Source organism: uncultured Stenotrophomonas sp., assembly GCF_963519925.1.
Taxonomy (GTDB): Bacteria; Pseudomonadota; Gammaproteobacteria; order Xanthomonadales; family Xanthomonadaceae; genus Stenotrophomonas; species Stenotrophomonas maltophilia_AE.
Window position 1 is genome coordinate 1 of sequence record NZ_CAUQPH010000041.1, and the last position, 14964, is coordinate 14964.

General features: G+C 67.7%; 10 protein-coding genes and 1 pseudogene. 3 read left to right on the forward strand and 8 right to left on the reverse strand.

Annotation, left to right across the window (positions count from 1 at the left end; translation table 11 throughout):
• From mdcE to RWO33_RS09700, 8 genes are all read right to left on the reverse strand, one after another.
• On the reverse strand, nucleotides 1-671 hold a 671-nt coding region (gene mdcE, locus RWO33_RS09665; RefSeq protein WP_314104671.1), incomplete at its 3' end, for a biotin-independent malonate decarboxylase subunit gamma.
• Complete coding sequence (locus RWO33_RS09670) at nucleotides 668-1576, reverse strand: biotin-independent malonate decarboxylase subunit beta (protein ID WP_314104673.1); 909 nt, start codon at nucleotides 1574-1576, stop codon at nucleotides 668-670. The genes RWO33_RS09670 and mdcE, both read right to left, overlap by 4 nt.
• Nucleotides 1573-1893 (reverse strand): malonate decarboxylase acyl carrier protein, encoded by a 321-nt coding sequence (mdcC, locus tag RWO33_RS09675; RefSeq protein ID WP_314104674.1) that lies wholly within the window; start codon nucleotides 1891-1893, stop codon nucleotides 1573-1575. Before mdcC ends, RWO33_RS09670 begins: the two co-directional genes overlap by 4 nt.
• Before the next feature lie 11 nt (nucleotides 1894-1904).
• A complete protein-coding gene (gene mdcA / locus RWO33_RS09680) occupies nucleotides 1905-3548 on the reverse strand; it encodes a malonate decarboxylase subunit alpha (RefSeq protein ID WP_314104675.1) in 1644 nt (547 codons plus the stop codon).
• 374 nt (nucleotides 3549-3922) lie between these two features.
• Nucleotides 3923-6115, reverse strand: a complete 2193-nt coding sequence (locus RWO33_RS09685; RefSeq protein WP_314104676.1) for a TonB-dependent siderophore receptor — start codon at nucleotides 6113-6115, stop codon at nucleotides 3923-3925.
• 332 nt (nucleotides 6116-6447) lie between these two features.
• Nucleotides 6448-8208 carry a malate dehydrogenase (quinone) gene (gene mqo / locus RWO33_RS09690; protein ID WP_314104677.1) on the reverse strand — a complete coding sequence of 587 codons (1761 nt, stop codon included), beginning with the start codon at nucleotides 8206-8208 and terminating at the stop codon, nucleotides 6448-6450.
• 216 nt (nucleotides 8209-8424) lie between these two features.
• Nucleotides 8425-9012 (reverse strand): hypothetical protein, encoded by a 588-nt coding sequence (locus RWO33_RS09695; RefSeq protein WP_314104678.1) that lies wholly within the window; start codon nucleotides 9010-9012, stop codon nucleotides 8425-8427.
• Between the two features lie 77 nt (nucleotides 9013-9089).
• Nucleotides 9090-9995 carry a LysR family transcriptional regulator ArgP gene (locus tag RWO33_RS09700; protein WP_314104679.1) on the reverse strand — a complete coding sequence of 302 codons (906 nt, stop codon included), beginning with the start codon at nucleotides 9993-9995 and terminating at the stop codon, nucleotides 9090-9092.
• A 132-nt stretch (nucleotides 9996-10127) separates the two neighbouring features.
• On the opposite strand from RWO33_RS09700, the gene RWO33_RS09705 reads away from it, so the two are divergent.
• The 3 genes and pseudogenes from RWO33_RS09705 (at nucleotide 10128) to RWO33_RS09715 (ending at nucleotide 14934) form a co-directional block, all read left to right on the forward strand.
• A complete protein-coding gene (locus tag RWO33_RS09705) occupies nucleotides 10128-10763 on the forward strand; it encodes a LysE family transporter (RefSeq protein ID WP_070206819.1) in 636 nt (211 codons plus the stop codon).
• 194 nt (nucleotides 10764-10957) lie between these two features.
• Nucleotides 10958-12910 (forward strand): prolyl oligopeptidase family serine peptidase, encoded by a 1953-nt coding sequence (locus RWO33_RS09710; protein ID WP_314104688.1) that lies wholly within the window; start codon nucleotides 10958-10960, stop codon nucleotides 12908-12910.
• A gap of 81 nt (nucleotides 12911-12991) precedes the next feature.
• Nucleotides 12992-14934: pseudogene (locus RWO33_RS09715) on the forward strand (prolyl oligopeptidase family serine peptidase).
• Nucleotides 14935-14964: the final 30 nt, after the last annotated feature.

The window sequence follows — 14964 nt, forward strand, 5'->3', positions numbered from 1 at the left end:
GCCAGGGTGCGGCCCCCGCGCTCGGCACCGCGCTGCGCGCGGCGGTCCCCTTCCACGGGCGCGCGCAGCGCCTGCAGCAGGTGGGCGGCGAGGTCGCCGTTCCATACCGATTCCACCGCGCCCATGGCGACGTAGTTTTCAACCCCCGGCGCGAACACCGGCGAGCTCTGGCTGAGCGCCTGCAGTTTCTCCAGCGGCTGCTTGGTCACCCGCGCCATCGCGCGCAGGTCCATCACCCGCACCTGCGCATCAGGCAGCGCGTGGATGTGGTCGGCCATCAGTCCGAACGAGAGGAAGCCGCCGCTCACCGACTCGCCGTACACCAGCGTGACCAGGCGCGCGCCGCGGCGGCGCGCCAGGTCCAACGACTGGGCGAGGTGGGCGAAGTAGCCGTTGATGCCGAGCAGTTCGTCGCGGCGTGCCAGGCGCTGCCCGGCGGTGTCGACCAGCATCACGATGGGGCGGTGCGGGTCGGCCGCGGTGCTGGCCAGCACGGCCTCGGCCAGCACCAGCGCGTGGTCCACGCCGACTTCGAGCTTGTCGGCGGTGCCGATCACGGTGACCGCGCCGTCGTCGGTGCGGGCGGTGCCGGTCAGCACGGCATCGGACACGGTGATGTCGTGGCCGCGCGGGAACAGGGCGTCGAGCAGGTCGCTGAGCGGCGCGGTCATGGCAGGCTCCGTTGCGCGGTGGCGGCGAGGAAATCAGCGGTGTCCAGCAACGGCAGCCGCTGCGGCTCTTGAATACCCATCTGCGCCCAGATTTCCAGCCCGTCGCGGCACCCGCTCCACGCCTGGGCGCGGGCCTTCAGCGCTGCGTGGCGAGCCTGCAGGGCCGTCAGTGCACGCCCGGTGTCGTCGCTGTCGGTGTCCGGCTGCAGCGCATCGAACGCGGCCTCGGCGAAGGCGTCGATCGCGTCGGGCACCAGCACCTGCGCCTGGTCGATCAGGTAGCGGTGCTTGCCGCCGGTGACCCGCCACACCAGTGCGCGGTCGCGCGCGTCGAACTCCTCCACCCCGCGCACGGTTTCGATAACCTCCGGGCCGGACAGCGACAGCCGACCTTCCTCGGACATGATCACGGTGGTACAGCAGCGCGCCACGATGCCCATGCCGCCGAACGCACCGTTGCCGCTGCCGATCAGTGCCAGCACCGGAATTCCGGCCGCACGGACGGCGAGGGTGGCGCGCATGATTTCGGAAATGGCGATCAGCCCGGCGTTGGCTTCGTGCAGGCGCACGCCGCCGGTGTCGAGCAGCAGCAGCACGCCGTCGGCGCTGGTGTGCGCGGCACGCTGCAGCAGGCCGGTGAGTTTGGCGCCGTGCACTTCTCCCACGCCACCGCCCATGAACTGGCCCTGCTGCGCGGCCACCAGGACGCGCCTGCCGCGCAGGCGACCTTCGCCGACGACGATGCCGTCGTCGAACGCGGCCGGCTGGTCCAGCTGCGCCAGGTGCGGGCTGATCGCGCGCTGTGCAGGGCCGAGCAGTTCGCGGAAGCTGCCGCTGTCCAGCAGCCCGGCGATGCGCTCGCGTGCGTCGGCTTCGTAATAGCTGTGGCGGCGGGCGGTGCTCATGCGTTGCCTCCGGCGCGCAGGCTTTCCACCGCCTGGTCCAGGCGCAGGCTGACCACGGCCGGGGTGGCGCCGGCGTCGTTGATCGAGACCTGCACATCGCACAGCGGGTGACGGCGGGCGAAATCGCCGATCACCGCTTCCCAGATCGTGCCGAAACCGCGCGCGGCGGTGATGATGCGCACCGCCATGGCGCCGTCCAGTGCGGCCGGTTCCAGCAGGATCTCAAGGTTGCCCGAGGCCAGCACGCCGACCAGCACCGCGTCGGTGGGGAAGCGGACGTGTTCGGTGCCGCTGAATCGATAGTCGAGGGTTTCCATGTCCGGTTCCCTTACCAGTTGCGGAAGCGCTTGGGCGGGTCGTACAGGCCGCCGGACCAGCGCACGAGGTCCTTCACCGACCGCGCGGCGAGCAGGTCGCGGCTGGCGTCGCGCATGTGGATGCCGAGGTCGTCGGGACGCTGGATCACGCCACGGTCGCGCAGGTTCTCGACCATGGCGCGGTCGCGTCCGAGGCCGACGGCGGTGTAGCCGGCTACGCCGCGGATCGCCTGTTCGCGCTCCTCGGGGCTTCGGCACAGCAGCAGGTTGGCGATGCCTTCCTCGGTGAGCACGTGGCTGACGTCGTCGCCGTAGATCATCACCGGTGGCAGCGGCATGGCGGCGCGCTCGGCCAGCTCCCAGGCATCCAGGCGGTCGACGAACGCCGGGGCCATGTGTTCGCGGAAGGTTTCCACCATCTGCACCACCAGCTTGCGTCCGCGCGGCATGTCGCCGGGGCGCGCGGCCTGCTGGCCGGCCTTGAGCCAGGCCGGACTGGCGTGGCGGCGGCCGCGTGCATCCGAGCCCATGTTGGGGGCGCCGCCGAAGCCGGCGATGCGGTCGCGGGTGGCGGTGGAGCTGTTGCCCTGCAGGTCGATCTGCAGGGTGGAGCCGATGAACATGTCGCAGGCGTACAGCCCGGCGGTCTGCGAGAAGGCGCGGTTGGAACGCATGGTGCCGTCGGCGCCGGTGAAGAACACATCGCTGCGTGCGGCGATGTACTGCTCCATGCCCAGCTCGGAGCCGAACGAGTGCACCGATTTGACGAAGCCTGATTCGATCGCCGGAATCAGTGCCGGGTGCGGGTTGAGCGCCCAGTGCTGGCCGATCTTTCCTTTCAGGCCCAAGGATTCGGCGTAGGTGGGCAGCAGCAGTTCGATCGCGGCGGTGTCGAAGCCGATGCCGTGGTTGAGCCGGTTGACGCCGTACTCGGCGTAGATGCCTTTGATGGCCATCATCGCCATCAGCACCTGGATCTCGGAGATCTGCGCCGGGTCGCGGGTGAACAGCGGTTCGATGTGGTTCGGGCGCGGGGCCTGCACCACGAAGTTGACCCAGTCGGCGGGAATGTCGACGCGGGGCAGGGTGTCGACGATCTCGTTGACCTGGGCGATGACGATGCCGCCGCCGAAGGCGGTGGCTTCGACGATCACCGGGGTGTCTTCGGTATTGGGGCCGGTGTAGAGGTTGCCGTGGCGGTCGGCGGCCTGCGCGGCTACCAGCGCGACCTGGGGGGTGAGGTCGATGAAGTAGCGGCCGAACAGTTCCAGGTAGGTGTGGATGGCGCCGATCTGGATGCGCCCTTCGGCGACCAGGTTGGCCAGCCGCACCGATTGCGGGCCGGAGAAGGAGAAATCCAGCTTCGAGGCGATGCCGCGTTCGAACACGTCCAGGTGCGAGGGCAGCGAGAGCACCGACTGCACCATGTGCAGGTCGTGGACGCGGGCCGGGTCGAGCTCGGCCAGGCATTGGGCGAGGAAGTCGGCCTGCTTCTGGTTGTTGCCTTCCAGGCAGACCTTGTCGCCGGGTTCGAGCAGCGCGTGCAGCAGGTCGCCGACGTCCCCGGCGGCAACGCTGCGGCCGCGCGCGAAGGGGGCGGCCCGTTCAAGCCGGGCGTGGCGACCGCGTTGCCGGGTGTCCCAGGTGGGGGTCATGGCGGGGTTCCGAAGGGCGTTTCGGTAATTACGCCATAATTACGGAACCGGTTGCAACCCGCACCGCAACAAAAAAGGGCCCGCCTGACGGCGGACCCTGTTTTTGCGTCGTGCGGATATCGTCACCGGGATTGCGTCAGAAACGTTGCGTCACCGGGGGTGCGTCAAACGCATTAGACGCGTTGCGCAACCAGGGTAGCGCCGACTGTTAGTCGGCTCGGCGTCTGGCGCGGTCTGCCAGACCCCACCAACAGCCGGCGACCAACGGTCGGCGCTACCGTTCCGGACGTTTCCGGACGACCGTTCAGTCTGTTCCGCATGTTTCCAGAGATTTACGGATGTTTCCCAATGTTTCCTGACCTTCCCGCCTGCGCTCAGAACTTCCAGCGCAGGCTGGCCGAAACAAACCGCGGCTCGCCGTAGTTGTTGTAATCCAGGTTCGCCCAGTAGGTCTTGTCCAGCGCGTTGCGCACGTTCAGCGAGGCGGTCCAGCTGTCGTTGATGGCGTAGTTGGCGTGCAGGTTGACCAGCATGTAGGCCGGCTGCTTCACGGTGCGGGTGCCACCCAGCGGGTAGGGGATGTTGTAGCCCGCCACTTCGCTCTGCCAGGAGAAACCGCCACCGACGGTCAGCCTGTCGAGCACGCCGGGCAGGCGCACGCTGGTGTTGAGCTGCAGCAGGTCTTCGGGCGGGTTGGCGTAAAGCATGTCGGTGGGGGCGCGGGTCACCTTGACGTGGGTGAAGCCGGCATTGACGGTCCAGCCGGGCATCACTTCGCCGTTGATGTCCATTTCCCAGCCACGCGCCTTGGTGCCGTTGACGCCGACGTAGGCGGAGCTGCCGTCGCTGAGCGAGTTGTCGGGCACGCTCATGTCGCGCACGGCGTAGTTGTCCTGCTTGGCTTCGAACAGGGCGGCGTTGGCGGTCAGGCGGCCGCCGAACCACTGGCTCTTGAGGCCGGCTTCGAGGTTGGAACCCTGCACCGGGGCCAGCAGGTTTTCGTTGCGGTCCTTGTAGTTCTGCGGGTTGAAGATTTCGGTGTAGCTGGCGTAGGCGGACACGTTCGGGGTGATGTCGTAGACCAGGCCGACATAAGGGGTAACTTCGTCGCTGACCTTGTAGGCGCCGCTGGTGGCGGTATAGGCGCCGGCGGCGTTGTAGGCGCGGGTCAGGGTCTCCCAGCGGCTGAGGCGGGCGCCGGCGATCAGCGACAGCGGGTCGGCCAGGCGCAGGCGGGTGGCGAGGTAGAAGCCGCTCTGGGTGGTGTGGGCGACGCGGCGGGCGCCGGTGCGGGTATAGGTGACTTCGGAGATGTCGCCGTTCCAGCCATACACGTTGGGGATGTAGTAGCAGCGCTCGGTGCCGCAGCGTGCCCAGTCGGTGGGGTAGCGAAGGGCGATGGTGTTGGTGGTGCTTTCCAGGTCGGCCCACTGTGCGCCGACGGTGAGGTCGTGTTCGCGGCCGAACAGGGGGAAGGTGCCGCTGAGGTAGGCGTCGACGTTGCGGCGGGTGTCTTCGGAGTCGCCGGCGGCGGCGCGCAGGAAGATGCCGGCGCCGGTGACGGGGTCGGGGTTGCCGGTGCCGTACAGGCGGACGTTCTGGACGTTGCCGCGGGTGTAGGCGGTGTTGATCTTGAGCAGCCAGTTTTCGCCGAAGCGCTGTTCGAGGTTGGCGAAGGCAGTGCTGGTTTCGCGCTGCCAGTAGCTCCACTTGGGCGAGAGGTTGGTCTCGCGCGGGAGGTGGGCAAAATTGCCCTGGCTGTCGAAGAACGGGACGGTGCCCCAGGTGGAGCCGACCGGGTTGTTGTCCTGGGTCTGGTAGCCGACGCTCAGGGTGGTGCTGTCGGTGAGGTCGCCTTCGAGGACGGCCATGCCGGCCATCTTGTCTTCCTTGTAGCGGTCGTAATACAGCTCGCGGTCGGTGTAGGCGGCGACGACGCGGCTGCGGAAGCGGCCGTCGGCGGTCAGCGGGGCGTTGACGTCGGCTTCCATGCGGCGGAAGTCCCAGCTGCCGGCGCTGACGGCGAAGGAGGCGTCGAAGTCCTTGCCGGGGCGCTTGCGCAGCAGGTTGACGGTGGCGGAGGGAATGCCGGCGCCGCTGAGCAGGCCGTTGGCGCCGCGGATGACTTCGATGCGGTCGTAGAAGGCGGTGTCGTATTCCTGGTTGGTGGAGCCGCTGTAGGTGGGGATGCCGTCGACCTGGAAGTCGGTGATGGCGAAGCCGCGCGCGTAGTACAGGGGCCGCTGGGTGTCGTAGAAGGAGACGCTGACGCCGGTGACGTTGCGCAGGACGTCGTTGATGCTGAACAGCGCTTCGTCCTGCAGGCGGCCGAGGCCCAGGACGGTGGAGGACTGGGGCGTTTCCTGCAGGCTGATCGGCAGGCGGGTAGTGCTGGACGGGGCGCGCTGGGTGCTGACCACGTTCACTTTGTCCAGGGTCTTGGCGTCGCTGGCGGCATCCAGGCTGTCGGCGAGGGCCAGCGGCGAAGCCAGCGACAGCGCGGCAAGCAGGGCCAGACCCAGCGGGGCACGGCGGACGGAAGCGGGGGGCACGGAACGGAAGGACATACGCGGTCTCAGCGGCAGGTGGGGGTGCACAACGGGATGCAAATGTAAATCGTTCGTATTCTAATTACAATAATTTAACGCGGGTGGAGCGGTGGCGTGTGTGTGCTATCGGCTGGGGGCGCGGGGCGGCAGGGGGTAGCGGGACACGCGTGAACCCATCCATGGGGCTTATCGCAGCATCCATGCTGCTCAAAGTCCCGCTACCCCCTGCCGCCCCGCGCCCCCGACACATTCCGATGGCGGTAGGGCAAGCAAAAAAAAACCGGCCGAAGCCGGTTTTTTTTGTAGAGCGGGGCTCTGCCCCGCTGCTTTTGCTGCCCTTCGCTGCATGCTTACAACGCCTGCAACTCCTCATCCTTGTTGCGCTTCTCCACCGGCGCTGGCGGCGGCGGGGTCATCATCACCGCCGGGCTCGTTTCGGCCGGCACGTCCAGGAACTGCAGGCGCAGGGTGTCGCTGGTCTGGCGGCGGATCTCGTTGGTCAGGGCGGCGCTGTCGTTGAGCTTGCGCCCATAGGACGGCACGATTTCCTTCAGGCGCGCTTCCCAGCCGGCGGCCATCTGCTCGGGGAAGGCCTTCTTGAGCAGGTCGAGCATGATCGGCGGCGAGGTCGAGGCGCCGGGGGAGGCGCCGAGCAGGGCGGCCAGGGTGTGGTCCTGGTCGGTGACGATCTCGGTGCCGAACTGCAGCACCGCGCCCTTTTCCGGGTCGCGCTTGATGATCTGCACGCGCTGGCCGGCGGTGACCAGGGTCCAGTCTTCGCGCTTGGCGGTGGGGAAGTACTTGACCAGTTCGGCCTGGCGGTCGTCGTCGTTGAGGCGGGCCTGGCCCATCAGGTACTTCACCAGGTCCAGGTTTTCCAGGCCCACGTCGAGCATGCCGGCGACGTTGTTGTGGTTGACCGAGGAATACAGGTCGAACCAAGAGCCGTGCTTGAGGAACTTGGTGCTGTACAGGGCGAACGGCCCGAACAGGACCACCGGCTTGCCGTCGAGCTTGCGCGCGTCCAGGTGCGGCACGGACATCGGCGGGGAGCCGGTTTCGGCCATGCCGTAGGCCTTGACGCTGTGGCGGTTGGCGATTTCCGGGGCCTGGAAGGCAAGGAACTGGCCACCGACCGGGAAGCCGGCGTAGTTCTTCGATTCGGGAATGCCCGAGAGCTGCAGCAGCTTGAGTGCGGCGCCACCGGCGCCGATGAAGACGAAGCGCGACTTGAGGGTGGATTCGGTGCCGGCCTTGAGGTCCTTGACGGTGACGTTCCAGGTCTTGTCATCGTTCTGGCGCAGGGCGCGGACTTCGTGTTCCAGGTGCAGGCTGAAGTTCGGGTTGCGCTGCAGGCCGGCGGTGAGCTGGCGGGTGATCACGCCGAAATTGACGTCGGTGCCCAGCGGCATCCAGGTCGCGGCGACCTTCTGGTTCGGGTCGCGGCCTTCCATCAGCAGCGGTGCCCAGGCTTTGATCTGCGCGGGGTCTTCGGAGTACTGCATGCCGTAGAACAGCGGGTTGCGGACCAGCGCCTGCTGGCGCTTGTGCAGGTAGGCGATGTTGTCATCGCCCCAGACGAAGCTCATGTGCGGGGTGGGGTTGATGAAGTCCGACGGCTGGCTCAGGCGACCTTCCTTGACCTGGTGCGACCAGAACTGGCGCGAGATCTCGAACTGCTCGGCAATGCCGACCGCGCGCTTGGTTTCGATGCTGCCGTCCGGCAGTTCCGGGGTGTAGTTGAGTTCGGCGAAGGCCGAATGGCCGGTGCCGGCGTTGTTCCAGCCATCCGAGCTTTCCAGGGCCACGCCGTCCAGGCGTTCGAACACCTGGATGTTCCAGTCCGGCTGCAGTTCCTGCAGGAAGGTGGCCAGGGTGATGCTCATGATGCCGCCGCCGACCAGCACGACGTCGACCGGCTTGTCATTCGCGGCTGCCGGGACCGAGCGCTGGTGCAGCGGCCAGAACAGGAACAGGGCCGCTGCGATCAGCAGCAGGGCGAACAGGGCGAGGAGGGTCTTGGCAACCGTGCGGCGCCGGCGCGGCTTTGCGGGGCCGGCTGCGGAACGTTGCGCTGCGACGTCCGACGTCGTTCCAGACGGTGTCGTCATGGGAGTTCTCTTCTTTGGTGAGATGGGGGCAGGATGACGACGCTTCGGGGAAGAAACGTGAAGAAACAAGCTCTTGGCGCATCCAGACCCCGATTTTAGCCCTTTCCGGTACGGATTTGGTGCAACGCAGCATTCCCGCCAGCGTTTACCACCGTCTGGTCGCCGTCCTCGATACGATCGGGCCGGTGTAGAGCCACCCCTGCGTGGCTGCCCCGATCAATCCGCTCCCATCGTGAAGTACTCCGCCAGGAAGTACCCGCACTGGTATACGAGGGCCAGGATCCCCAATCCCAGATGCACCGGTCGCGAGCGGCTGGCGATACCCACTCCGGCGATCACCAGCATCACCCCGGTATGCACCGGATACGCCTCGCCCAGCATCTGCCAGCGGCTGTGGCCCTTGATCGCGGTGTCGCCCAGGTCAAGCAGGGTCACCAGCGCCAGCATGCCGAAGAAGCCGGCGCGGCGCTGCAGCAGGTAGTGCTCGTAGCTGCCGTATTCGCGCAGGTCGTCGGGGAACAGCAGCACGCACAGCATGTACCAGCTGGCGCAGTAGCCGATCACGAACAGGTACAGGCCGAAGGTCCACTGCCGCACTTCGGCCAGGCGGAATTCCCACCACCAGAAGGTCACCACCGACACCAGCGTCCACAGCACCCAGCACAGGTGGATGCCGGACCAGCCGCCGCGCCGGGCCGGGTGCTCGATGATCGAGGCCAGCCCCTTCACCAGGGTGGTGATGCTCAGGCCCAGGATGATGCTGAGCACGACGCGGATGTGCAGGTAGACCGGATCCGATTCCATGGAACGCCCCAGCGTTGGTTGCCCCGATCCTGCCAGATGCGCCCGGTAGGTACCGACCGTTGGTCGGCATTGGGTACCTACCGTTTGCGGCGGACCAGCGTTGCCGATGCGGCCAGCACCGCCTGGGTCAACAGTGCCATGGTCTGCACGTCGCCCTTCCAGTGCTGCCAGTACAGCGGCACGTCTTCCCACGCGCGCTGCTTCATCAACACCAGCCGCCCCGCCTCCAGGTGCCGCTTCACCAGCGGCAGGGGATTCATGGTCCAGCCCAGCCCGCCCAGGTTGGCCTGCACGAAGGCACGCGTGGATGGGATCCACCAGGTCGGCGCGGTCATCGGCAGGTCTTCGCCGGCCAGCCGGCGGGCAAAGCGCGCCTGCATGTCGTCCTTGCGGTTGAACACCAGCACCGGGGCCTGGGCCAGCGACTGCGCGTTGACCCCCTTGCCGAAATAGCGCGCATGGAAGGCCGGTGTGCAGGTGGCGGCGTAGCGGATGCTGCCCAGCGGATGGATCTGGCAGCCCTGCACCGGTTCGTCCAGCGTGGTCACCGCGCCCAGCACCGCGCCCTGGCGCAGCAGGGCCACGGTATGGTCCTGGTCTTCCAGGCGCAGGTCCAGGGTGGTGCCGGTCTGCCCGGCGAAGCGCAGCGCGGCATCGGTGAACCAGGTCTCCAGGCTGTCGTGGTTGACCGCCACCGGGATGCTGGCATGCGGCAGGTCCTCGTCGGCGATGCCCATCCGGTGCAGGGCGTCGTGTTCCAGCAGCGCGGTCTGCTCGGCCAGCTGCACCAGCACCTGGCCTTCCGGCGTGGCCACCGCCGGCGAGGCGCGCTTGACCAGCAGCCGGCCCACGCGGTCTTCCAGCGCCTTGACCCGCTGCGAGACGGCCGAAGCGGTGACATTGAGCGACTGCGCGGCGCGCTCGAAGCTGCCTTCGCGGATCACCGCCGCCAAGGCACGCAGCTGGGCATGGTCGATGCGCATGGTCTTAAGTTCCGCTAAAGATGGTTAAGTAAGTTTAGCTCTACTTTTTCATGTTGCGGCGCGACAATACGCGCCATCCGGTGCTGTACGCCTTGGCGAGGCACCGCTCCCCCGCAAGACAGGTAGCAACCCATGTTCTCTTTCATTTCCGGCGGCCCCGGTCTGGCCGCGTGGTTCAGTGGCGCCGCCGCCGGCATCGGCCTGTTCGCCGTGGTCGGCGCGCAGAGCGCCTTCATCCTGCGCCAGGGCATCCTGCGCAGGCACATCGTGCCGGTGGTGGCGACCTGTGCGGCGATCGATGCGATCTTCATCTTCGCCAGCGTGGCCGGGCTGAGCACGCTGACCCGCGCGCTGCCGTGGCTGACCACCGTGGTGCTGTGGGGCGGCGTCACCTTCCTGGCCTGGTACGCCTGGCAGTCGGCGCGCCGCGCGCTGGCCGGTACCGGCGGCATGCAGGTGGACGACAGCGACAACAGCTCGCGCCGCGCGGTGCTGACCGCTGCGGTCGGCTTCTCGCTGATCAACCCGCATTTCTGGCTGGACATGATGGTGATCGGCTCCATCGCCGACAACTTCGGCAACGCGCGCATGGCCTTCGCCGCCGGCGTGGTCACCGCCAGCTGCCTGTGGCTGACCGCGCAGGGCCTGGGCGCGCGGATGCTGGCGCCGTTGTTCACCAAACCGAAAACCTGGCGGATCCTCGACGGCACCATCGCCGTGATCCTCTCCATCCTGGCCCTGAGCCTGGCGTTCCGCGGCGTGCATTGATCTTTCTCTCTCTCCGTCAATGCACGTCTAAATGGCACCGTTCGCGGTGCCATTTTCTTTTTCGGCAGCAGAGCGACGTCGCGTGTCGTAACTGGCGCGCGCTGATGCGATACGCCTAGAATCGCCGCTCACGGACAGGGTGTCCGGACGGAGAGAGAAGGATGCGTCATTCGAAGTGGGCGGCGTGGGTCGTCATGGCCCTGCTGTGCGGGCCGGTTGCACAGGCGGCCGCGGCAGGGCTGGACCTGGAGCAGTTTCTCAAGCGCGACACGTTCAACGACATCAAGTTGTCGCCGGGCGGCCAGTACTACGCGGCCACCGTTCCCATGGAGGACCGCACCGCGTTGGCGATCCTCGCCCGCGAGGGTGGCAAGGTGGTCGGCTCGTTCGTACCGCCGAAGAACAACCATGCGAGCACCTTCTACTGGGCCAGCGACGACCGCGTATTGATCGGCCTGGCCGAGAAGTTCGGCTCGCTGGACAAGCCCCAGCCCACCGGTGAGCTGTATGCGCTCAGCGCCAGTTCCGGCCGCGGCGAACTGCTGGTGGGTTACCGCGTGGAGAGCAATGGTCCGGGGACGCGCATCCAGCCCAAGAAGGTCGAGGCGGTCGCCGCCTTCCTGATCGACTCGATGCCGCAGGAGGAGCGCAACGTACTGGTGTCGGTGTGGCCGTTCTCCAGCGACCCGTTCACCCGCGTGGACCGCCTGGACATCACCAGCGGCCGCCGGCAGACGGTGGCACGCTCGCCGGTACGCAATGCCGGGTTCGTCAGCGACCCGGCCGGGCGGATCCGCTTCGCCCATGGCGCCGGCGTCGACAACGTCAACAAACTCTATTACCGCGACGCCAGCGGCGAAGGCTGGAAGCTGGTCAACGACGAGGCGGTGTCCAAGCGAATCGAGACCGCGCTCGGCTTCTCCGAAGATGGCAGCATCGCTTACCTTCAGGTGCAGCAGAACGACGGCCCCGACACCATCGTAAGCTGGGACCCCGCCACGGACGCGCGGGCGACCCTGCTGCGCGATCCGCTGGTCGACCCGGACCAGCTCCTGTACCGCCCCGGCACCCGGGTTCCGGTGGGGGCGCTGTACCTGGGCGAAAAGCCGCGGACCCGGTTCTTCGATGAAGCATCGGCCGATGCACGCCTGTACCGCAGCCTGGAAGCGGCGTTCGCCGGCGAAGCCGTGCTGATCACCTCCAGCACGCGCGACGGGCGCCAGGTACTCGTGCAGACCTGGTCCGGCCGCAATCCCGGCGACTTCTACGTCTTCGACACCGTGGCCAAGTCGGCCGACCACCTGATCAGCCGCAGCAGCTGGATCGACCCGCAGCGCCGCGCCGTGGTGCAGCCTTTCGCGTTCAAGGCACGCGACGGCATGGCGCTGAACGGCTACCTCACCGTGCCGTCCGCTGCCGGCACCCGGCCGCCCATGGTGGTGATGCCGCATGGCGGCCCGTTCGGTGTATTCGACGATGGCAGCTACAACGCCGAGGCGCAGATGCTCGCCGACGCGGGCTACGCGGTGCTGCAGCTGAACTTCCGCGGTTCCGGGAATTTCGGTCGCGCCTATCGGAGCGCCGGTGCGAAGCAGTGGGGCGCGGCCATGCAGGACGACCTGACTGATGCTACCCGCTGGGCGATCGCCCAGGGCCATGCCGATGCGTCGAAGGTCTGCATCTACGGTGCCAGCTATGGCGCCTACGCGGCGATGATGGGGGCGGCCCGCGAACCCGGCCTGTACCGCTGCGCGGCCGGATACGTGGGCGTGTACGACCTGCCGATGATGCACACCACCGGCGACATCCAGCGCAGTGGCTCGGGCAGCACCTATCTGAAGGAATGGCTGGGCGACCCGAAGCAGCTGGCCGAGGTCTCGCCGGTGAACCTGGCCGAGCGGATCAAGGTGCCGGTGTTCCTGGCCGCCGGTGGCGAAGACGAACGCGCGCCCATCCAGCACACCCGGCGGATGGAAGCAGCGCTGCAGAAGGCCGGCGTACCGGTGGAATCGCTGTATTACCCCACCGAAGGCCACGGCTTCTACACCGACCCGCACCGCCGCGAGTACTACACCCGGCTGCTGGCGTTCCTGGCCGCCAACCTGGGCGGAAAGACCGCCGGTGGCGCGGCTGCGGCCTCGCCCTGACCCGGCGCACGTTCTTTTTCCCGGGGCTTCTGCCTAGAATCGGCGACCCGGACAGGGTGTCCGGGACCCAGGGGGGGAAGGATGCGTACTTCAATCATGGCCGCGCTGCTTGGCGCGGCCTGTGCTGTGCTGTCGGCCCACGCGGGCGCGGTCGAACTGGACCGCTTCCTGCGCGACGAATCGTTCAACACGATCAAGATCTCCCCCGACGGCACCTATGTGGCCGCTACCGTGCCGCTGGAAGACGCCACGGCGGTGGCGATCCTGCGCAGCGCCGACATGTCGATGGTGGGCTCGTTCCGTCCACCGCGGCACAATCATGCCGGCAGCTTCGACTGGGTCAGCAACGAACGATTGGTGATCGGGTTGGCGCAGAAGCTGGGACGGCTGGACCGCCCGCGCGCCACCGGCGAACTGTATGGCATCAATGCCGACGGCAAGGCCGGCGAACTGCTGGTGGGCTACCGGGTAGGGGGCTTCAACGAAGCGCAGGTCGCTGCCTATCTCACCGATGAGCTGCCTGGCGACGACCGCAACGTCCTGGTCGCGGTGTGGCCCTTCACCGAAAACCCGTTCACCCGGGTCGAACGCATGGACGCGGTCACCGGACGGCGCGTGATCGTGGCCCGCTCGCCGGTACAGCGCGCGGACTTCACCACCGACAACACCGGCGAGGTGCGCTTCGCGCTGGGTGCCGGTTCGGACAACGTGCCCAAGCTGTACTACCGCGCGCAGCGCGGCGAGGACTGGGTGCTGATCAACGACGAGTCGGTCAGCCACCGGGTTGAAAAGCCGCTGGGTTTCTCTGCCGACGGCAGCCTTGCCTACCTGTGGGTGGAGCAGACCGAAGGCCCCGACGCGATCGTGAGCTGGAACCCGCAGACCAACGAACGGCAGCTACTGCTGCGCGACGCGGTGGTCGACCCCGGCCGGATCATCTTCCAGCCGGGCACGGGCATTCCGGTCGGTGCGTTGTACTTCGGCGACGTGCCGCGCGCACGCTTCTTCGACGACAGCTCGAGCACCGCACGGATGTACCGCACGCTGCAGGCGGCGCTGAAGGGGCCGGTGTACATCACCTCGAGCACCCGCGATGGCCGCACCGTGCTGGTGCAGACCTGGTCGGGCAGCAACCCGGGCGACTTCTATCGCTACGACACGTTGCAGAAGAAGGCCTCGCTGCTGGCCAGCCGCAGCAGCTGGATCGATCCCGGCCAGAGCGCGCAGGTGCGCCCGATCGCGCTGACCGCGCGCGACGGCCTGCCACTGCACGGGTTCCTGACCGTTCCGCACGGCAAGGAGGCACGCCAGCTGCCGCTGGTGGTGCTGCCGCATGGCGGACCCATCGGCGTGTTCGACGAGGGCGCCTACGAACATGAAACGCAGCTGCTGGCCGCGGCCGGTTACGCGGTGCTGCAGGTGAACTTCCGCGGTTCGTCCAACTACGGACGCGCGCACACCGCGGCCGGCAAGCATCAGTGGGGCCTGCGCATGCAGGACGACGTGACCGACGCCACGCGCTGGGCGATCGCCCAGGGCATTGCCGATGGCCGGCGCATCTGCATCTACGGGGCCAGTTACGGTGCCTACGCGGCGATGATGGGGCGGTGCGCGAACCCGGGCTGTACCAGTGTGCGGCCGGGTACGTGGGCATCTATGACCTGCCGCTGATGTACCAGCGCGGCGACATCCAGGATGACCGTTCCGGAGTGACCTATCTGCGCGACTGGCTGGGGCCGGCGGAGGTGGTGGCGGCGCATTCGCCGGTCAACCTGGCCGCACAGGTGCGCGTGCCGGTGTTCCTGGCCGCGGGCGGCGAGGACAAGCGCGCCCCGATACAGCACACCAAACGCATGGAGGCGGCACTCAAGCGTGCAGGCACCCCGGTCGAGAGCCTGTACTTCGCCAGCGAGGGGCACGGTTTCTACACGCCGGCGCACCGGCGTGAGTACTACACCCGCCTGCTGGCGTTCCTGTCGCGCAGCCTGGGCGGCGACACTGCCACCCCGGCTGCGCAACCGTAGCGCCACGCCCTGCGTGGCGGCACCGCGGTC